Source organism: Pseudomonas sp. WS 5051 (assembly GCF_012985715.1).
In the GTDB taxonomy this organism is placed as follows: domain Bacteria; phylum Pseudomonadota; class Gammaproteobacteria; order Pseudomonadales; family Pseudomonadaceae; genus Aquipseudomonas; species Aquipseudomonas bubulae.
In genome coordinates this window covers 24,848-44,179 of the sequence record NZ_JAAQWV010000013.1, presented here as the reverse complement: position 1 = coordinate 44,179, position 19,332 = coordinate 24,848, and the positions used below count along the sequence as shown (strand labels likewise).

Below are 19,332 nucleotides of genomic sequence, written 5' to 3'. Positions count from 1 at the left end.
CATGCAAGTGACTGCACGCGTGCTGGGTGGTTTGTTCGGGCTTGCCGCGGGGGTTGCCCTTGCGCAAGGCGCAGTGCCGGCGGCGCAAGGGGTCAGCGCATCGACATTCACCACTGACCTGATGCAGTTGTATCGCGAGGCCCGTTTGCAGGACCCGCGAATATTGGCCTCCCGTGCGCGGGCGCAAGCAGGGCAGGAGTACCAGCGTGAAGCCATGGGCACCCTGTTGCCGCAGGTATCGCTCAACGCCGGGGTCAACCGGATTCACCAGGAAAACGAGCTGGTGCAGCAGAGTTTCGACAGTGAAGTCTACAGTCTGGTATTGCGTCAGTATCTGTACAACAAGTCCACCTGGGAGAATTACCAGAAGTTCAAAAGCATGGCCAAACAGTCCGATTCCGAAGCCCTGGAGGCTCAGTCCGAGGCCACGGTGGAGCTGGCCCGGCGGTACTTCACGGTATTGGCCGCCGAAGATGAACTCGAGCTGATTCAGGCCGAGCTGCGTACCACGCAAAAAAGCCTGGACCGGGTCAACGCGCTGTACGCCAAACAGCTGGCCTTGATTACCGATCAGCTGGACCTCAAGGCCCGTGTCGACGGCCTGGCGGCGCAGGTCCTGGATGCCCGTAACCAGGTCAGCGTCAGTCGCGCGGCGCTGGCCGAGATCGTCGGACGGCCGGTCAAGGAGAAGCTCAGTCGCGTGCGCGACGATGTGCAGTTACGGGTTTCGACGCAGAGCCTGGAAAGCTGGGTGCGCGAAGGGGTTGCGCAAAACCCGGCACTCAAGGCCAATGAAAGCGGGGTAGAGGTGGCTGGCGCGGCCTTGCGTAGCGGCAAGGGCGGGCACTATCCGACTCTGAGCCTGACCCTCAGCGCGCAGCAGTCCAACGAAGGCTATAACAATGCCCTGGTGCCGCGCACCGACAGTTATGTGGCCGGGATCGGCCTGCAGGTACCGATATACAGCGGCGGCTCGACCTCGGCACGGGTGCGCGGGCTGTATCAGGATCAGATCGCGGCCGAGCAACAGCTGGAGTCGGTACAGCGGCGGGTGGTCAAGGAAATCACCAGCGCCTACCTGACGGCCGATACCAGCGCAGAGAAGATCAGCGCCAGTCGCCATGCCCTGGCTTCGGCACAGCTGTCCAGAGCCGCCGCAGAAAAAGCGTTCGGTTACGGGATGGTGAATGCCGTCGATGTGCTGACCAGTGTGCGTAACGAATACCGGGCTCATCGGGATTTGCTCAAGACCCAGTACGACTTCGTCACCAATGTCATTACGCTCAATCGCTGGGCGGGCAAGCCACCTGGTGAAAGTGTCGCAAGCGTGAATCTGTGGCTGAATCCTGGCAGTCCGGCGGCGGACATTGCGGATCCGCGATAACGCCATTTAATTGACCTTGTGCTTATCTGTTAACCTGGCGTTACACCATCTGTCTGTTTTTTTGACACGCATGATGCCTGTCATACATGCCACGTCCCCCCGGCAGCACGCCTAAGGCCTTGATTTGCGTGGTCTGCTGGCCGCATGCGGGAATAAACACGAGGTGTCTGATAAAAAAACTCATTGCCCGATTGCCGTTCTGGCAGGCGGGGCAGCACGCAGGTCTGTCCTAGACTTACCAGACAGCCCGAGGAAGAACATCAACAGGCGCAAGCTATTGATAAGTACTCCTGATTGTTTTTGCTTCTACTCGAACGGGCAGCGGGTAGAGGTGATTGATGGTTCAAGGGAGTCAGGAAGGTAATGCCCCCCCTCAGAAAACCCATACGTGTGATGCTGATCGACTGTCGCCCGCTTGTTCTCAGAGGTCTTCACGACTTGATCAATGCCAGGAAGCCTCAAATGGAAGTGAGTGGCCAGGCCACCACCTATACCCATGCGCTTGACCTTGCCGATCAGTTACGACCCCATGTCATATTTTTTAGCTTCTTTCCGGACGCGCTGAACCCGCTGGCGGTCATCACCCAACTCACCCGCAGTACCGGGATTAAAGTGCTGGTGCTCAAAGGGCTGTACGAGGTCATACCCGCAACCCAGGCAATGGAAGCGGGTGCTCGTGGCATCGTACTGGCGGAAGACCCGACCGAGTCGATCATCCTTGCCATCATCAAGGTCCACCATCGAGACACCGGGCTCAACAGGGCCTGGACCGGCGGCCTGTGTGACTATGCTGCGAGCGGGCATACGGCCTTGAAACACAATCTGGAACTGGAGAAACAATCGCGTCTGACCTTGCGCGAAAGAGAGCTGATTCGCGCCATCGTGGGTGAGCCCTCGGCCAAGTACATGAGCATCGCCGGAAGCCTGGGCATCAGCGAGCACACCGTGCATAACCATCTGAGCAACATTTACCAGAAGCTTGACCTGATCAACCGTACGGACTTGCTGATGTACGCAATCAAGCACGGGTTGTTTGACAGCAAATAAAGGCCCGACAAAAAAGGCCTGGCTCCTTGTGGGAGCCAGGCCTTTTTACCTGCTGCGACATTTACACAATGTCAGTCGGGGCTATATCCGTCACACCCACCAACTTGATAATACCGGTGATCCCCGTGCCATCACCGTCGTATGCCAGATAGCCGTCGCCTCCAACGACGCCAAAGTAGTAGTTGGTGGTGCCATTGAGCGCCGTATCGGCGGCGGTAATAAAGGCTGCCACGTTGGCCGCGGGGGCCGCCACTTCCATATAGTTCGCCCCTGTGCCTGCGGTCGGGAAGTTCAGCGTGTCCACCCCGGAAGTGAAGCCGGAGGAGATCACTGTCGTTGCCGCAGTCAGTGAGCTATCGGTATCCAGGCCGCTGAAGTTGAAGGTGTCGGCCCCCACACCACCGGTGAAGGTTTTGTCCCCTTCGATGGTCACATTCAGGGTCTGGGCTGCGGTTGAATCGGCATCCGCATCCGTCACCACGACGTTGAAGGCCAGATGGGCATCCGGGGTGGTCGAGGTGACAAAACCGAGGTCAGTGATCTTTATCACATCGCCATCCCAGGTTCCCGCTTCACCGGCTTCTACAGGGTTGCTTTTACTGCCCTCGCCGGACTCGTTGCTGAAGGTCAATGTGCTGCCGGTACTGACCCCGCTGACGCCCACATTGCCATTGAGGTTGTAGCCGCTACCGCTGACACCCTCGGTGGAATCCAGCACCTGCAGGCCCTGGATCAGGTAGTTCTCGCCGCCGAAGTTGTAGTCGTTGCTCTCGATAATCACCGCACCGTCGTTCTGATCCAGGGTGATCCCGTAGGCTGCGGGGTTGGCAATCGGATGGAAGTTATTGGGTGAAGTCGAGGCGTTTTTTATGATGATGTCTTCGCTGTCGACAATGATCGCCCGGGTGATTTGGCTGTTGTCGTCAGGATCGATAAGCTTGAGCACCAGTACCAGGTCCTCGCTGCCGATGCCGTCGAACTTGACGTAGATCCCTTTGCTGGTGGCTGTGGGCGCTGCGGCTGTATCACCGAACGGGCTGGCGGTGAAGAAGTCCAGGTCCATTACCTCGCCTTGCTGGATGGTGTCACCGGCCACGCCGGCGGCGGTCCCGGAAACACTGACCCATGAGGTGGCGGCAGAGAACAGCTCACCGGGGACGAAGGCGCTGTTGCCACCGGCCATGATGTTATTGGCACCGGTGCCTGAACCCTGTTCAGCGAAACCGCTGAACTGCACAAAGAAGTCGTCGGCCAGCTTGGCCACCGACACCGGCGGTTGCTGGTTGATTGGCGTTGTGCCGCCAATGTTGTAGCCGGTGAAGCCTTGTGCTGCGGAGGTTTTCAGGATGCTGAAGCTGTCGATATCGTCCGTCAGGCTCAAGGTGTAGGTATCTGCCACCTTGTCAAAGGTCATGGTACCGGTTGCGTTGGTCAGCGCGCCCAGCGTCGGGTTGTTGGAAACATAGGTGAAGGAGAGGTTAAACACCGCACTGGTGTCTGACTCCGAGGCCCATGTCACCACTTTGTTGCTGATGGCGGTGGTGCCCACCGTGCTGTCTCCCATGCTCACGGACAGGTCGCTGTTTGCAGAGCTGTAGACCGTTCCCAGGCGCTCATCCGCGCCGATGTCATAGGCAAATACGCCAGTGCCGCCTGGAGTCGGGTTGCTGGCGTTGGCATAGACCACATTGGACTTGGCGGTGACCACGGGCGAGTCGTCATCCACGGTAATCAGCAGGCCGTTGGCGGCGGCCGTGATGCTGTCGCCGTCATAGTCCGTGGCATTGATTGCAGTGCCCAGAGCGATGTTCAGATCGTTCTCGTTCAGGCCGGCGGCATGGTCGAGTTGATCGAGCAGCATAAAGGCATAGGCCCCTGTCGCCGCTTGCACGCTGAAGGTGAACACCGAATTGCCGGCCCCGGCAGAAGCGGTCAGCAACCAGGTGTTACTGCCCGCGTCATAGGCAGTGGCATAGGTCACCGTGACCCCGCCGCTTTTCAGGCCCAGGGCTGACAGGCCATTGGTGGTCAGGGAGTAACTCAGCGGCTCGTCTGCGCCGGACTGGAACAGGGCGCTGACATTGCCGCTGGCCAATACGATTTCCCCGGCGACGTCCCCGGTACCGCCCGGGATACCATCACCGGGGCCAGAGTCGGCCGCGCCTTCAAGTACACCGTCTTCGTCCACCGTGCCGGTGAGCAGATTGATCGATGCGAGTGGCGTGTCGTCATCCACCGTGATCACCAGGCCATCGGCCGCTGCCGTCACGCTGTCGCCGTCAAAGTCGGTGGCGTTGAGGGTCGTGCCGAGGGCGATGGTCAGATCATTCTCGTTCAGGCCGGCGGCATGGTCGAGTTGATCCACCAGAGTAAAGGCATAAGCGCCGGTTGCAGCGTGCAGGCTGAAGGTGAACACCGTATTGCCAGCTTCGGCCGAGGCCGTGAGCAGCCAGGTGCTGCTGCCTGGGTCAAAGGCGACCGCGTAAGTGACGGCCACGCCGCCGCTCATCAGGCCCAGTGCTGCCATGCCGGTGGTGGTCAGCGAATAGCTCAGGGCTTCGTCTGCACCCGACTGGAACAGGGTACTGACATTGCCGCTGGCCAATACGGTTTCCCCGGCCACATCCCCGCTACCACCGGCGATGCCATCGCCGGGGCCGGCGTTAACCGTGCCTTCCACCACACCGTCTTCGTCCACCGTACCGGTGAGCTGATTGATGGAAGCGATCGGTGAATCGTCGTTCACCGTAATCACCAGGCCATTGGCCGCTGCGGTCACACTGTCGCCATCAAAGTCGGTGGCATTGACGGCAGTGCCGAGGGCAATGCTCAGATCGTTTTCGTTCAGGCCGGCGGCATGATCGAGTTGATCCACCAGGGTAAAGGCATAGGCGCCGGTTGCGGCGTGCAGGTTGAAGGTGAACACCGTATTGCCTGCTCCGGCCGAGGCCGTGAGCTGCCAGGTGTTGCTGCCTGCGTCAAAGGCGACCGCATAGCTGACGGCCACACCGCCGCTTTGCAGACCCAGGGCCGCCATGCCATTGGTGGTCAGCGAGTAGCTCAGCGCTTCGTCCGCGCCGGACTGGAACAGGGTGCTGACGTTGCCGCTGGCCAATACGGTTTCCCCGGCCACATCCCCGGTACCACCGGCGATACCATCGCCGGGGCCGGCGTTAGCCGTGCCTTCCACCACACCGTCCTCGTCCACGCTGCCGGTGAGCTGATTGACCGTGGCGACAGGGGTATCATCGTTCACCGTGATCACAAGGCCGTTGGCGGCTGCCGTTACCGTGTCGCCATCAAAGTCGGTAGCGTTGATGGCGGTGCCAAGGGCGATGGTCAGATCGTTCTCGTTCAGGCCGGCGGCATGATCGAGTTGATCCACCAGGGTAAAGGCATAGGCGCCAGTGCTTGTGTGCAGACTGAAAGTGAACACCGTATTGCCTGCTCCGGCTGATGCAGTGAGCAGCCAGGTGCTGCTGATGGCATCAAAGGCGACCGCATAGGTGACGGTCACTCCGGCGCTTTTCAGCCCCAGGGCTGACAGGCCATTGGTGGTCAGCGAATAGCTCAGTGGCTCGTCCGCACCGGAGGCAAACAGGGTACTGACATTGCCGCTGGCAAGCACGATCTCCCCGGCCACATCACCTGTGCCGCCTGCGATACCATCACCGGGACCAGCGTTAGCCGCACCTTCGAGCACACCGTCTTCGTCCACCGTCCCCGTGAGCGGGTTCAGTGTGGCGATCGGGGTGTCGTCATCCACGGTGATTACCAGTTTCTGCGCCGTAGCGGTGACCGAGTCGCCGTCCTTGTCGGTGACCTTAAGCACCGAACCCAACTGCAGCAGCAGTTCGTTTTCGCTGTTGTCGCCACCCACGGTATCCGGGTGGTCGAGTTGATCGAGAAGGGTGAAGGTATAGCTGCCGTCAGAGGTATTGGTCAGCTCCAGCTTGAACACCGCGCGGTCAGTGGCGGCGACGTATTCAGCAGCGGCACCGACATAGCCCCACAGGGTGTTGCCGATCACGTCATATTTAACCGCCTCGCCCTTGGAGGCCAGCGCCACCGCAGTCGCGGCGCTGTCAACTACTTGCACGCCGGAAGTGTCGTTGGACAAGGAGTAGCTTGCCGGCGCATCAGTACCGGATGTGAATACAGTGGCCACAGTGCCTGAGGCCGATGCCTGAACCAGCAGGCCCGCGTCGCCGACACCGCCATCGATGCCGCCAATCAGACTGTCTTCATCCACCAGTGCCGTTACCGGCAGCCCCGCGGCGGCAGGGCCGTCGTCTTCAAAGTTAAACAGGCTGCCGACTTCCTGAGGCACGGCCACCACATTGGGCAGATGGAAACCGCCGATATCGAACGTGGAGTTGCCGGTGCCGCTGTTTTCAATTACCACGCGATTGTGGGTGCCATCAACGGTGTATTGCAGGGAGAAGTTGGCTTCGAAGCCGACAATCGTTGCGGTGCGGTCAAGGCCGCCATTGCTGGTGTTGAAGGTCACACTGATGCTGCCGAGCGTGGTGTTGGTCGTGACCCCGGTCAGACCGGCGATGGCAACACCATTGGCACCGATCACCGTGATACTGGCGATATAGCCAAGATTGTCTGCCCCGTTTACCGCATGCCCATTACCGTCAAGCAGGCCGTCATAGTAAGCCGATCCGACCTCCAGGCCGGTGGTAAAGGCGCTGATAGTGGCCGCACAGGTTTTCGGGGGGGTGGCCTGGGCGATGACAATGGTTGCGCCGCTTGCCGCGAAGAGCCCGCCAAACAGGATGTTGCTTTCGTTGGTCGCCTCACCATGGGTCAGGTCTGGCACGGTGTAACGCGCGTCCGGGTTGCTCACAAAACTGAAGATCATGCCTTCGCCAGCCTTGATCCCCTGGCTGTTGGTGCCGATGGTGGTAGGGCCGGCACCCTGGCTGGTATTGACGGTGTCAGCCTGATTGGCAGGTACCTGATCCGGGTCCATGCCGGTAACGATCAGGCCTGTGGTACTGCCACCTGCCTTGAACATCAGAAAGCCGTTCTGCCCAGAGGGCAAACCGGCGAAATCAAAAGCCAGGTCCTGGCTGGCGGTTACCCAGAGGTGGTTGGTCATGTCGACCACATCATCGGGGTTGGTGGTGTCCGGGTGCAGCAGCGGTTCTTGCTGCATCATCCAGACCTTGGCCCCGGTTGCGGTTTCCTCCAGATAGGCAGCAAAAATAAGGGTACCGCCCGGATCTGCCAGGTCGTCCTCGGGTGCGGGTGTCGCCCCTTCAGTGCAGGCACGGCCCAGCACGATATTGTTGGTCGTGTCCGTATAAAGAAAGATTCTGGTGCCATCGAGGGTATACAGGCCGCTCCAGTCCGAGCCGCTGTTGGCGTTGGTCGGGTCGCCCAGCGCCTTGCCCTGGGCATCGGTAAAGGCCAGGTCCGCGTAGGTGCCGGTGATGGTGATCAGGTCGGCACCGCTGTTGCCGGCGGCGCCGGTATAGCCACTCAGCGCCGCATTCTTGACCGGTGTGGCGCCCAGCAGAGTGAACAGACGGGACTCGAATGCGAAGGGCAGGTCGCCGGTATCATCGGTACCATTGATGGCCGCGACGGTGATGTCGTTATCGTTGATATCTTCGATATCGGTGGAGGTGGCGGCGTTCTGCAAACCGCTCGTTTCATCGACCGTGATACTGCTGTTCAAGATGATAGCCATGACGCTCTCCTGGCTGATTCCGGTCACAGAGCTGACCGCTGGGGATTTATTGCGACAGATCTCAACTATGGGTTTGTGCGTCAGGTTGCGCATCGGCCGATACTCCCAGGCGGTCTGGGAGTATCGGCCTATCAGGGAGGGGAAGCAGGAGAGCTGAGGCAGGAGCTTTTTCACCTGCCTACGGTTAGCATTGCGCCTTATAAATACACAAGAAACGGATCGAATCTTGACCGAACGACGTCAATTCAGCACCGGCATGAAGGGCAAGAACCTTCGCTACCTCAAAGACAGTGCCATAGAGCCAGGGCCAATGGTGCGTACCGGTTTTGTGTTGCTGGAGCATTTTTCGCTGCCGGCCTTCACCCAGGCGCTGGACACCATCATTACTGCCAACCTGCTGCGTGCCGGTTTGTTTTCTTCGCGCACCTATGGCTTGAGCGACGGTGAGGTGGTCAGCGATCTGGGCCTGGTGATCCGCCCCGATGCGTGTATTGATCCGGCGATGATCCATGAACTGGACCTGCTGGTGATCTGCGGGGGTTACCGGACCGAGTTGAAGCTCAACGATGAGTTGAGCAGCCTGCTCAGGACGGCTGCGCGTGCGGGTATCACGCTGGGCGGGTTATGGAACGGCGCCTGGTTTCTCGCCAGTGCCGGGGTGCTGGACGGTTATCGTTGCGCAATCCACCCAGAGCATCGCCCGGCACTGACCGAAGTGGCCAAGGCAGCGCAGGTCACCAGCGAACCCTATGTTATCGATCGTGACCGGATGACCGCCTCCAGTCCTGCCGGAGCCTTCCAGATGGCTCTGGGCTGGATCAAGAGCCTGCATGACAAGGCACTGGTGGAAGGCATCGAGGATATTCTGGCATTTGAGGAATCACGCTACCGACGGATCAAGCCGGCGGAAAATATCTGCGTCAGTGCGCCCTTGCGCGAAGTGGTCAAGCTGATGGACGCCAACCTCGAGGACCCTCTGGAGCTTGAACAGCTTGCGGTTTATGTCGGCCGGTCCCGACGTCAGCTCGAGCGTCTGTTCAAGGAGCAACTGGGTACCACGCCGCAGCGCTATTACCTGGAACTGCGCATCACTGAAGCGCGGCGGTTGCTGCAGCACACCGAGCTGTCTCAAGTCGATGTTTTGGTGGCATGCGGGTTTGTCTCGCCCAGTCATTTCAGCAAGTGCTACAGCGCCTATTTCGGCTATCGACCATCCAAGGAAGTGCGCCTGGTCAAATAACTCAGCCCGGCACAGTGCCGATCCTTGACTATGCTGTGGGCACTTACTGCGCAGGCAGATGCTCTGGTTAGAGGGGTTGGGATGATTTCAGAATGGGAAATGATTGGCCGTTTGCTGCTGGCAGCGGTGCTCGGCAGCTTGATTGGCTTGCAGCGCGAGCATCAATTCTGGACAGCAGGTTTGCGGACGCACATGTTGGTGGCGACCGGAGCATGCTTGTTTATGACCGTGTCGGCATTTGGTTTCCAACAGGCGCTGACCCAGCCGGGCACGCAACTGGATCCTTCGCGGATTGCTGCGCAAATTGTCACCGGCATCGGCTTTCTCGGGGCCGGGTCGATCATGATGCGCGGCGAAGTAATCAAGGGGCTGAACACGGCGGCTAGCCTGTGGGCAGTGGCGGCCATCGGCATGTCCATTGGCGGCGGCATGTATGTGCTGGGCGTAGCTGCGACCGTGTTGATTCTGGCCATTTTGATTGCCATCGGGCCTATCGAGCACCGCTATCGCGATTATATAAAGGTCCATGTGATCAAGCTGGTGGCCCCTCTTGGGGTGGTGAATCGCCAGAGCCTTGAGGAGTTTCTCGGTGAGGATGCTGCGCGACTCAAGCAGGTGGTGGTTGAGCAGGGGCCGGACATGGGGACCGAGAGCATCACGGTGGAGTTCAAAAGAACCAGCCGGGTTGAGACGGCAGAGCTGTTGAAGCGAATTCTGACCATTCCGGATGTCAGGGAAGAGCAGGCGCCGCATTAATTCAAGGCCTGTTGCCCTGGGTTGTAGCCTGCAAATCAATACCCAGGGAGTGCATCACTTTGATCACGGTTTCAAAGCGGGGCTTGGCACCCGCAGCGAAAGCCTTGTACAAACTGGCACGACCAAGCCCGGTGGCATTGGCTATTTGCCCCATGCCACGAGCTTTTGCAACGTAGCCAACGGCACGGATCAGTTCGTCAGTGTCACCGTCGGCAAGCACTTGAGTCAGGTATTCGCTGATGGCCTCATCGCTGTTCAGCAGCTGTGCCATGTCGAAGGGCAGTAGCGTAGTGGTCATGTTAAATCTCCTTTGCCATTTTATGCGCCTGGCGGATATCGCCAGGCTGTGTGGACTTGTCACCCCCGGCCAGCAAAATCACGATCGAGACCTCGCGCAAGGTGAAATACACCCGATAGCCTGCGCCGATATCAATGCGCAGCTCAGATACGCCATTGCCCACGGATTTGAAATCACCCAAGTTGCCGGTTGATACCCGGTCAATTCTTCGGGCGATGGCGATCCGTGCACGCATGTCTCTTAAATTCAGCAGCCAATCAGCAAAAATTATGGTTTGCCGTATCTCGTGATTCATCAATGATTGTCTCCATTTGGAGACGATTTGCAAGCCTTGTTGTATGCCAGCATGATTTGCTCCGATGAGTGGTTGCGGCTTGGGTGGTGGTCTCGAAAAAGACTAGCCACCGGCCTTCATCGCAGCAGGACAAATATGTGAGCGGCCATGACAAACCATGCCCTTGATGCAGGCGACTACGCGGGCTGGGCCATGGCTGGTGTTTGACGCACTGTCACAGCCCTCGCAGTTGGTGGACACCGCCACCGAACAGCCGCTGGCCTTGATGCAACCGGTGGCTGCGGATGGTCGGGTGATTGGGCCCGGGCAAATCCGGGTAAAAAAATCGAGGTGTGAAGTCTTGAGTCCTGCAGCCGCTGCGGCTTCAGAGTTCACACTCGGATCACGCTTGCACCTGTAGATACTCTGTTGCAGGTCAAGCCCTATTGTCGGAGCGAGCCTGCTCGCGAACGACCTTCGCGAGCAGGCTCGCTCCCACAGTTGCAGTGTTTCTGTAGTCGCTGCTGAGGAACGAAGGCCGCGAGTCAGCTGTTACAGAGCCCTTAACCAGTAATAGAGTAACTACAGGAATTTCGGTTAAAACTGCATCTCGGGCACATGCTCGGGGACGATCAGTTTACCGGCGGTTTTGCTGACGATTTCTTCAACACTGACACCCGGGGCGCGCTCCTTGAGGATGAAGGCGCCGTTGTCGATTTCCAGATAGGCCAGATCCGTCAGTACCCGCTTGATGCAACCGGCGCCGGTCAGCGGCAGGCTGCAACGCGCCAGCAGTTTGGACTCGCCGTCCTTGGAGGCGTGGGTCATGGTGACGATGATGTTTTCGGCACCGGCCACCAGGTCCATCGCTCCACCCATGCCCTTGACCAGTTTTCCGGGGATCATCCAGGAGGCGATATTGCCCTGTACATCGACTTCAAATGCGCCGAGCACGGTCAGATCAATATGGCCACCCCGGATCATTGCGAAGGATTCTGCCGAGGAAAAAATCGACGCCCCGGTGCGCGCAGTCACAGTCTGCTTGCCGGCGTTGATCATGTCGGCGTCGGCTTCACCGACGCGGGGGAAGGCACCCATGCCGAGCAGGCCGTTTTCCGATTGCAGCATGACTTCCATGCCTTCGGGGATGTAGTTGGCAACCAGGGTCGGAATACCGATACCCAGGTTGACGTAGAAACCGTCCTGCATTTCACGGGCGACGCGCTGTGCCATTTGTTCGCGGGTAAGAGCCATTTTTGTTCTCCGTGCTCAGGTTCAAAAGCTTGGGGCAGGGTGGGCAGAGGATCAGTCGCGCTCGGTGAGCTGTTCGATGCGTTTTTCAAACGTGCCGCAAATGATCCGGTCGACGTAGATGCCCGGGGTGTGGATCTGCGTCGGATCCAGCTCGCCGGGTTCGACGATTTCTTCGACTTCAACCACGGTGATCCTGCCCGCCGTAGCGGCCAGCGGGTTGAAATTCTGCGCGGTGTGACGGTAGATCACGTTGCCGAAGTGATCGGCTTTCCAGCCTTTGACAATGGCAAAATCGCCGGTGATGGACTCTTCCATCAAATAGGTACGCCCTTTGAATTCACGGGTTTCCTTGCCGTCGGCGACCGGGGTGCCGACCCCGGTAGCGGTGAAAAACGCCGGGATACCGGCACCGCCGGCGCGCATTTTTTCCGCGAGCGTACCTTGCGGGGTCAGCTCCACTTCAATTTCGCCGCTGAGCAACTGTTTTTCGAACAGGGCGTTTTCACCGACGTACGAGGCAATGACCTTGCGGATCTGACGGTCTTGCAGCAGTACGCCAAGGCCGAAACCGTCGACTCCGCAGTTGTTGGATACCACGGTCAGGTCACGGATGCCCTGGCGCTTTATCTCGTTGATCAGGTTCTCCGGGATGCCGCACAGGCCAAAGCCGCCAGAGATCACGGTCATGCCATCCTTGAGCCCGGCCAGGGCTTCTTCATAAGACTCCACACGCTTGTCGAAACCTGCCATATGCACCTCTTTTATTGTTCGCCGGCTGTGCTCAGCCATTGGTGATGAGTGTTACTGCGTATCATTGATTTGATAAGTTGATTTTTGCGTCAGATTAATAGATAAAACAAATCAATAAGCCTGAGGCCTGGCCATGACCGTAAAACAAATCCGTGCCTTTCTTGCGGTGGCCCAAAGCCTGAGTTTTGCCGTGGCCTGCGAACGTCTGCATTTGTCCCAGTCGGCCCTGAGCCTGACCATCAAGGCGCTGGAACAGGGCCTGGGCGGGCGATTGTTCAGTCGCACCACGCGCAATGTCGCCCTGACCCCGGAGGGCGAGTCGCTGTTGCCGCTGGCCCGGCGTTTGATTGCTGACTGGGACAATGTCGAAGACCAAATGCGCCAGCGCTTCACCCTGCAGCGCGGGCGCGTCACCCTGGCCGCCATCCCGTCGTTTTCGGGCAACTTGCTGCCGGCCATTGTGAAAAATTTTCGCGCGCGGCATCCCAAGGTCAACGTCACGGTCAACGATGTGATCAACGAGCAGGTACTGGAGATGGTGCGTGACCGGGAGGTGGAGCTGGGTGTGGCCTTCGAACCGGCAGGCGCTTCGTCGCTGACGTTCACCCCGCTGTATCTGGACCGTTTTGTCGCCGTGGTGCCCCGGGACTCGGCACTGGCCGGGCTTGACTTGATCGACTGGCAGACCCTGCTGGAACAGCCCTTTATCACTCTGCAACGACCGTCTGCGGTGAGGGTGCTGCTGGAAGAACACTTGCAGGCGCGGCAGATGAAATTGCCGGTTGAATTTGAAAGCCATCAGTTGGCCACGGTGGGCCGCATGGTCGCCAGCGGGCTGGGCGTGAGCGTGGTGCCGGCCCTGTGTGCCGAACAGATGCGTGAGCTGGGAGCCTGCTGCATCACCTTGCATGAGCCGGTGGTGGAGCGGGCCATTGGCGTTTTGACCAAGCCTGGCCATGAGCTTTCGTCGGCGGCCCAGGCGATGTTCGACAGCTTGTTGGAAAGAACCTGGTAATCGCGGTTGTGGGAGCGGGCTTGCTCGCGATGGCATCGACGCGGTTCAACCGCTATACCGCGCCGCCTGCATCGCGAGCAAGCCCGCTCCCACAGATGAACCGCTAGGCCTCGCGTCCGGCTTTGTGCCCGGCGCTGATTGCGCCTTCGATATAGCCGATACTGTGGCAGTCGCCGATGCTGCTGGCGCTCAACCCCGCTCGGGTCAGTTCGTCGAGCAGTCCGGTATCGGGCTGGGCGCCGATGGCAAGTACCACGGAGTCGGCGTCACTCTGCGCCGAAGTGCCATCGGCCAGTTGATAGCGCACGCTGTGGCCGTCGATCGCCGTAACGCTGGCCCCGGTGATCAACTCGCCGCCATGCACACGAATTTCATGCAGCACCCGCCAGCGCCGCACAATGGCCAGCTCCCGGCCCAGGTGAGTACCGCTTTCCAGTACGGTGACCTGACGTCCGCGGGCAATCAAAAATTCCGCCAGCTCCAGGCCTACCAGGCCGCCACCGATAATGGTCACGCGCTTGCCCAGCGGCATCCACACCCGCGACAGTTTTTCCATGGCTTCACGGCTATCAGTCACGCCAGTCAGGCTGCCGGCCTTCATCAGTGCACGCTGGGTGAAGGACAGTTTGCGTTTGGCTATTTCTTCAGCACGGTCACCCGTCATCAAACGGCGCAGTTCGTCGCCACTCCAGACATGGTCCTGATCGGCGCCGGGGATGGCCGGTGCCGCACGTTCGGCACCTACGGCCACCAGCACCTGATCGGCACCCAGGTCGCGCAGCAGGGCAGGGCTGGCCAGGGTGTTGAGGCGGATATCAATCGCCGACTGCTGCACCTGCACCTTGAGATTTTCCAGCAGGCGGGCGTTTTCGGCATAGGCGAGGCCGGCGAAAAACAACGTGCCACCGAGGCGGTCGCTGCGCTCGAGCAGGGTCACGCGATGGCCGCGTAACGCGGCGATGCGTGCGGCTTCCATCCCGGCAGGCCCGGCTCCCACCACCACCAGATGCTTGGGTGTGGCAGTGGGGCCGATGACGTATTCGAACTCATGGCCGGTCATGGGGTTGACCGCGCATTTGACCCGCTCGTTGATAAAAATCTGGCTCACGCACACGTAGCAGTAAATGCACGGGCGGATACTCGCTTCCTGGTCGTTGAGCAATTTGTTGGGCAGGTCCGGGTCGGCGAGGAACTTGCGGGCCATGGCAATGAAGTCGCAGTCGCCGCGCTTGAGGGCGGCTTCACCGACCTCCGGCTCGATCCGCCCCACGGCAATCACCGGGACTTGCACGCTACGCTTGAGCGCAGCGGTCCATTCCAGATACCCCCCGGGCTTGTGCACCAGTGGCGCCTCGGTAAACACCACGCCGCTGGTGATGCGCGCAGTGGCCGAAACGCTGACCGCATCTACACCTGCCGCCTCGGCCATGCGTGCCACGGCGATGGCATCTTCAAGATTGATGCCGCCGGGGGTGTGCAGTTCTTCGGCATCCAGGCGCAGCCATACGGCAAATTCATGGCCGACTTTGGCCCGTATTGCAGCGATGATTTGCAGCAGCAGCCGGGCACGGTTCTCCAGCGAGCCGCCGTACTCGTCTTCACGCTGGTTGTAATAGCCGGAGAGGAAACCGGCGATGATGTAGCCGTGGGCCGCATGGATTTCCACACCGTCGAAACCCGCTCGCCTGGCGCGGTCGGCGGCACTGGCAAACCACTCGATCATCTGCGCGATATCGGCGCTGTCCATTACACGGATCGGTGAGCCTTCGGCGCGACGCTTCATGGAGCTGACAAAGTTGGCCAGTTCTTCGGGCGTCAGCGCGGCCATCATGTCGCTTTGCAGCACCGGCGGCACCGAGGGCACCCATAGTTGCCGGCCTTCGGCCATGTCGCGGACTGCCGTCTTGCCGGCGTGCTGCAACTGCATGGCAATTTTTGCGCCGTGCTGGTGGACGCGCTCGGCGAGTCGGCTCAAACCGGGGATAAACTCATCGCTGGAAACGCCGACCTGGAATGGCTCGGCGGTCCCGGCCGGAAACGCCACCGAGCACACCCCCATGATCAATAGCCCGGCGCCGCCACGGGCGCGGGCTTCGTAATAGGCCTGAATGCGCTCGCCACACTGGCCATTGGCCTCGGCGAAGTTGGAGCCCATGGGCGCCATGATGATGCGGTTGCGCAGTTCAAGAGAACCTATGCGACCGGGTGCCAGTAACTGAGGGTATTTTGTCATTGTTATTTCAGCCCGAGCGGGTGTCTGGAAGGGCTACGGCCGCCCGCAGGCAGCCGCAGGTCATGCAGGTATACGGTTAGCCGCGCAGGAACTCCAGGCACGCCTTGTTGAACATGTCGCGGTGTTCGACCTGTACCCAGTGGCCGCACTGATTGAGCATGATAAAACGCGCATTGGGAGCGTGGGTCAGCACTTTAAGCGCGCCGGATGCGGGGTTGAAATTGTCGTCGGTGCCCCAGAACCCGAGGATCGGTGCCTGCAGCTCTTCAAGGCGCTCGGTCATGTTGGGCACCATCATGGTGCTGAACAGATTGCGCGGCTGATGCACGGCCACGGCCACGCGCTCGGCCAGCAGGTTGTCGTCCAGTAGCGCGGTGTCGAACAGTTGCAGGCTCATGATCCGGCGCATTTGCTCGATGCCCAGCGGGCCTGCGTTATACAGCTCGACCATGCGCTGGATGCCGATCATCTTGAAGTAGGTTTCGCGCTCTTCAACACCGCCTGGCGCCATGAGAATAAGTTTTTCGACGCGCTCCGGCTCAGCCAGCGCCAGGCCCAGAGCAATCGCACCGCCCAGGGAATTGCCGAGCAAGGTGGCGCGCTTGACCCCCACTGCCTTGAGAAAGCCCGACATGGCGTTGACGAAGAACGCCAGGTCGTAGTTCACATCTTCCGGTTTGTCGGAGCGGCCGAAGCCCGGCAAATCCACCACCAGATTGCGAAAGCCGTTAGCCACAAACTGCGGATAGTTGCCCTTGAAGTTGCTGTAGCCACTGGCGCCCGGGCCACTGCCGTGCAACCACAATACGACCGGGCCGCTGCCCTCGTCGAGAAAGTGCAGGCGCAGGCCGCTGTCCAGTGTCACAAAGTGGCCGATGGGCAGGGGAAGGTCTTGTTCGGTCATCACTCAATCTCCAGTTGTCAGGCAGTGGCCGCGTCAGCCAGCGGTGCTGGGGTCGGGGTCTTGTTCATCAGGTGGTTGCGGTAGCGCGGCAAGGCCATGGCCAGAAACACCGAGGCCAGAACCAGCAGCGAGATACAGGAAGCCAGGGCATAGCGCAGGCCTTCGTTGCCCAGGGTATGGGCAAAGCCGTCACTGAGCATGCCGATCAGCAGCGGCCCGACACCGACCCCGAGCAGGGTCATGGCCATTACAAAAATTGCAGTGGCCTGGGCCAGGCGGGTGGCTGGAAACAGATGGGAGATGGCGCCCAGGCAGGGCGTTGCCCACCAGGTGCCAAAAAAGCTGAATACGCAATAAAACAGAAACGCGGTCGGCATGGGTGTGCTGCCCATATAAAATGCAGTGCCCACTGGCCAGAGGAAATACGCCAGACCGAACGGGATGCTGATCAGCGTGCCCAGCAGCGGCACCCCGATTTGCCAGCCCTTGTCGCGACGCACCAGGCGATCACACAAAATGCCGCAGGTCAGGGTGCCGATGGTTGCCCCGGCACCGCCTGCGACCCCGGCCAGCAGGCCCGCGTCCTGCAGGCTCAGGCCGTGGGAGCGGATCAGGAAGCTCGGGCTCCAGGTGCCGATGGCATAACCGGCAATGGCAGCCGAGCCGCCGGTGCACACCAGCCAGAGAAAGGACGGTGTCTGGAACAATTCGCGAACAGTGACCAGCCAGTGGTCTTGCGCGACCAGATTGGGGCTGACCAGCATCGCCGGCTTGGGTGCCCGCACGGTAAACAGCAGGATCAACCCGAGCAAAATCCCCGGTGCGCCGATCACCACAAAAGCGAAACGCCAGCCGTAATGCTGGGCAATCCAGCCGCCCAGACCGAGGCCGAAAATCGCCCCCAGACTTGAGCCCAGCATCAATACCGACAGGGCGGTCGAGCGGCGGTCGGGCGGGTAGAGGTCCGAGACCATGGCCATTGACGGCGCGGTGCCCCCGGCTTCGCCGATAGCGACCCCGATCCGGGCGATCACCAGCATGGTAAAGCTGGCGGCAAAGCCGCAGAAAATGGTCATGACGCTCCAGGCAATACAGCTGAAGGCGATGACTTTTTTGCGCCCGATCCGATCGGACAGGCGCCCCAGCGGAAAGCCGAAAAGGGTGTAGAACACGGCAAAGGTCACACCTGAAAGCAGACCTATACCGGTATCGGAAATGCCGAACTCGGCCTTCACCGGTTCGATCAAGATGGCCATCAGCAGCCGGTCTATGTAGTTGAAGATATAGATGGCTGCCAATACGCCCAGTGCGTAATGGGTTCGCCAGGTGGGGCGCAAGGGTATGGACACGACGGGTCTCCCGGTTTTTGTTCTAGTGAGTGAGTTATTCCACGAACCGGCTGGAGGAACATCGTCCATTTAGACCAGCCGGTCATGCACAGAATCTCTCTGGGGATGAAAGCTGTAGATACTCTGTTGCAGGTCAAGCCCTATTGTGGGAGCGAGCCTGCTCGCGAACGACCTTCGCGAGCAGGCTCGCTCCCACAGTTGCAGTGTTTCTGCAGCTGCCGTAGGAACTAGCCTGCTCGTCAGCTGCTACCGTCGTCATCCGCTCTTGAGCTGCTTAGTCCCATCGGACGATGTTCAGCTTTTAGCCGCAGTCAATGATTGCTCCCATACACCGTCCGGGCTTACCGGCGGGCCGACTTCGGGCAGGTGGGAGAACAGGATGAAATTGCTTAACAAAGTGGCGTTTGTAACCGGTGCAGGCCAGGGCATGGGACGAGCGATTGTTCGTCACTTTGCCGAGCAGGGGGCCAAGGTTGTCGCCGCCGACATCAACCTCGATGCCGCGCGTCAAAGCATTGAAGGGCTGGGCGAAAAGGCCCTGGCAGTGTCCTGCAACGTCGCTGACAGCGACTCGGTCGCCACCGCGATGGCTGCCGTGCATGCACATTTCGGCAGCCTTGATGTGCTGGTCAATAATGCCGGTATCGGCTCCATCGATGCCTTCGCACAAACCCCGGACGAACACTGGCAACGAGTGATCGGGGTCAACCTGACCGGGCCGTTTTTCTGCAGTCGTGAAGCGGTGAAGCTGATGCTCGCCGCTGCCACGCCCGGCGTGATTATCAATATCTCCAGCACCGCCGCCCTGACGGGCGAAGGTCCGAGCCATTACTGTGCAGCCAAGGCCGGGGTAATGGGCCTGACCCGCAGTATGGCGCGCGAACTTGCAGGCAACGGCATACGGGTCAACACCATCGTTCCCGGCCCGACCAACACGCCGATGATGGCTGACATCCCGGACGACTGGATGCAAAGCATGCTCAAGGCCATCCCCCTGGGTCGCATGGGTGAAACCGATGAAATCGCTCGCGTCGCGGCCTTTCTGGCCAGTGATGACGCAGCGTTCATCACCGGTCAGAACCTCGCGGTCAACGGCGGCATGGCGTTTATCTGAGTGCCGCGCA

Annotated in this window: 14 protein-coding genes; 6 read left to right on the top strand and 8 right to left on the bottom strand. The window is 60.0% G+C overall.

All coding sequences use genetic code 11. From position 1 onward, the window contains the following. The first annotated feature begins 1 nt into the window (after position 1). Together HBN79_RS18620 and HBN79_RS18615 are read left to right on the top strand one after the other, a co-directional pair. Entirely contained in the window at positions 2-1,384 is a 1,383-nt protein-coding gene (locus tag HBN79_RS18620) for a TolC family outer membrane protein (RefSeq protein ID WP_095026496.1), read from the top strand. A gap of 363 nt (positions 1,385-1,747) precedes the next feature. Continuing rightward, a complete protein-coding gene (locus tag HBN79_RS18615; protein ID WP_095000436.1) occupies positions 1,748-2,431 on the top strand; it encodes a response regulator transcription factor in 684 nt (227 codons plus the stop codon). A gap of 61 nt (positions 2,432-2,492) precedes the next feature. Here HBN79_RS18615 and HBN79_RS18610 read toward each other — a convergent pair whose 3' ends face one another. Next, the gene (locus HBN79_RS18610) at positions 2,493-8,135 is read right to left on the bottom strand and encodes a DUF5801 repeats-in-toxin domain-containing protein (protein ID WP_169917003.1); all 5,643 of its coding nucleotides are present in this window, start codon (positions 8,133-8,135) and stop codon (positions 2,493-2,495) included. Between the two features lie 226 nt (positions 8,136-8,361). Here HBN79_RS18610 and HBN79_RS18605 point away from each other — a divergent pair, with 226 nt between their 5' ends. Then, entirely contained in the window at positions 8,362-9,375 is a 1,014-nt protein-coding gene (locus tag HBN79_RS18605) for a GlxA family transcriptional regulator (RefSeq protein WP_169917002.1), read from the top strand. A gap of 81 nt (positions 9,376-9,456) precedes the next feature. Beyond that, positions 9,457-10,131 carry an MgtC/SapB family protein gene (locus HBN79_RS18600; RefSeq protein ID WP_095000434.1) on the top strand — a complete coding sequence of 225 codons (675 nt, stop codon included), beginning with the start codon at positions 9,457-9,459 and terminating at the stop codon, positions 10,129-10,131. Position 10,132: 1 nt separating this feature from the next. On the opposite strand, the gene HBN79_RS18595 is transcribed toward HBN79_RS18600, so the two are convergent. The 4 genes from HBN79_RS18595 to HBN79_RS18580 form a co-directional block, all read right to left on the bottom strand. Then, positions 10,133-10,429 (bottom strand): addiction module antidote protein, encoded by a 297-nt coding sequence (locus tag HBN79_RS18595; protein WP_095000433.1) that lies wholly within the window; start codon positions 10,427-10,429, stop codon positions 10,133-10,135. A gap of 1 nt (position 10,430) precedes the next feature. Next, complete coding sequence (locus HBN79_RS18590) at positions 10,431-10,724, bottom strand: type II toxin-antitoxin system RelE/ParE family toxin (RefSeq protein WP_095000432.1); 294 nt, start codon at positions 10,722-10,724, stop codon at positions 10,431-10,433. A gap of 576 nt (positions 10,725-11,300) precedes the next feature. Then, on the bottom strand, positions 11,301-11,957 hold the full coding sequence (locus HBN79_RS18585; RefSeq protein ID WP_095000431.1) for a CoA transferase subunit B: 657 nt from the start codon (positions 11,955-11,957) through the stop codon (positions 11,301-11,303). A 51-nt stretch (positions 11,958-12,008) separates the two neighbouring features. Continuing rightward, positions 12,009-12,707 carry a CoA transferase subunit A gene (locus HBN79_RS18580; RefSeq protein WP_169917001.1) on the bottom strand — a complete coding sequence of 233 codons (699 nt, stop codon included), beginning with the start codon at positions 12,705-12,707 and terminating at the stop codon, positions 12,009-12,011. A 133-nt stretch (positions 12,708-12,840) separates the two neighbouring features. Between HBN79_RS18580 and HBN79_RS18575 the strand changes: the two genes are divergently transcribed. Then, positions 12,841-13,722, top strand: coding sequence for a LysR family transcriptional regulator (locus tag HBN79_RS18575; protein ID WP_095000429.1), 882 nt, complete (start codon positions 12,841-12,843; stop codon positions 13,720-13,722). Between the two features lie 103 nt (positions 13,723-13,825). Here HBN79_RS18575 and HBN79_RS18570 read toward each other — a convergent pair whose 3' ends face one another. The 3 genes from HBN79_RS18570 to HBN79_RS18560 form a co-directional block, all read right to left on the bottom strand. Continuing rightward, the gene (locus HBN79_RS18570) at positions 13,826-15,955 is read right to left on the bottom strand and encodes an FAD-dependent oxidoreductase (protein ID WP_095031638.1); all 2,130 of its coding nucleotides are present in this window, start codon (positions 15,953-15,955) and stop codon (positions 13,826-13,828) included. 76 nt (positions 15,956-16,031) lie between these two features. Further along, entirely contained in the window at positions 16,032-16,859 is an 828-nt protein-coding gene (locus HBN79_RS18565) for an alpha/beta hydrolase (protein ID WP_095000427.1), read from the bottom strand. Between the two features lie 17 nt (positions 16,860-16,876). After that, the gene (locus HBN79_RS18560) at positions 16,877-18,208 is read right to left on the bottom strand and encodes an MFS transporter (protein WP_095020041.1); all 1,332 of its coding nucleotides are present in this window, start codon (positions 18,206-18,208) and stop codon (positions 16,877-16,879) included. A 379-nt stretch (positions 18,209-18,587) separates the two neighbouring features. On the opposite strand from HBN79_RS18560, the gene HBN79_RS18555 reads away from it, so the two are divergent. Further along, complete coding sequence (locus HBN79_RS18555; RefSeq protein ID WP_095000425.1) at positions 18,588-19,322, top strand: 3-oxoacyl-ACP reductase family protein; 735 nt, start codon at positions 18,588-18,590, stop codon at positions 19,320-19,322. Positions 19,323-19,332 lie beyond the last annotated feature (10 nt).

Excerpts from the sequence above, each read along its gene's own strand:
- HBN79_RS18620 (WP_095026496.1), top strand. The coding sequence starts at position 2 with ATGCAAGTGACTGCACGCGTGCTGGGTGGTTTGTTCGGGCTTGCCGCG.
- HBN79_RS18615 (WP_095000436.1), top strand. The coding sequence starts at position 1,748 with ATGCCCCCCCTCAGAAAACCCATACGTGTGATGCTGATCGACTGTCGC.
- HBN79_RS18610 (WP_169917003.1), bottom strand. The coding sequence starts at position 8,135 with ATGGCTATCATCTTGAACAGCAGTATCACGGTCGATGAAACGAGCGGT.
- HBN79_RS18600 (WP_095000434.1), top strand. The coding sequence starts at position 9,457 with ATGATTTCAGAATGGGAAATGATTGGCCGTTTGCTGCTGGCAGCGGTG.
- HBN79_RS18595 (WP_095000433.1), bottom strand. The coding sequence starts at position 10,429 with ATGACCACTACGCTACTGCCCTTCGACATGGCACAGCTGCTGAACAGC.
- HBN79_RS18590 (WP_095000432.1), bottom strand. The coding sequence starts at position 10,724 with ATGAATCACGAGATACGGCAAACCATAATTTTTGCTGATTGGCTGCTG.
- HBN79_RS18585 (WP_095000431.1), bottom strand. The coding sequence starts at position 11,957 with ATGGCTCTTACCCGCGAACAAATGGCACAGCGCGTCGCCCGTGAAATG.
- HBN79_RS18580 (WP_169917001.1), bottom strand. The coding sequence starts at position 12,707 with ATGGCAGGTTTCGACAAGCGTGTGGAGTCTTATGAAGAAGCCCTGGCC.
- HBN79_RS18575 (WP_095000429.1), top strand. The coding sequence starts at position 12,841 with ATGACCGTAAAACAAATCCGTGCCTTTCTTGCGGTGGCCCAAAGCCTG.
- HBN79_RS18570 (WP_095031638.1), bottom strand. The coding sequence starts at position 15,955 with ATGACAAAATACCCTCAGTTACTGGCACCCGGTCGCATAGGTTCTCTT.
- HBN79_RS18565 (WP_095000427.1), bottom strand. The coding sequence starts at position 16,859 with ATGACCGAACAAGACCTTCCCCTGCCCATCGGCCACTTTGTGACACTG.
- HBN79_RS18555 (WP_095000425.1), top strand. The coding sequence starts at position 18,588 with ATGAAATTGCTTAACAAAGTGGCGTTTGTAACCGGTGCAGGCCAGGGC.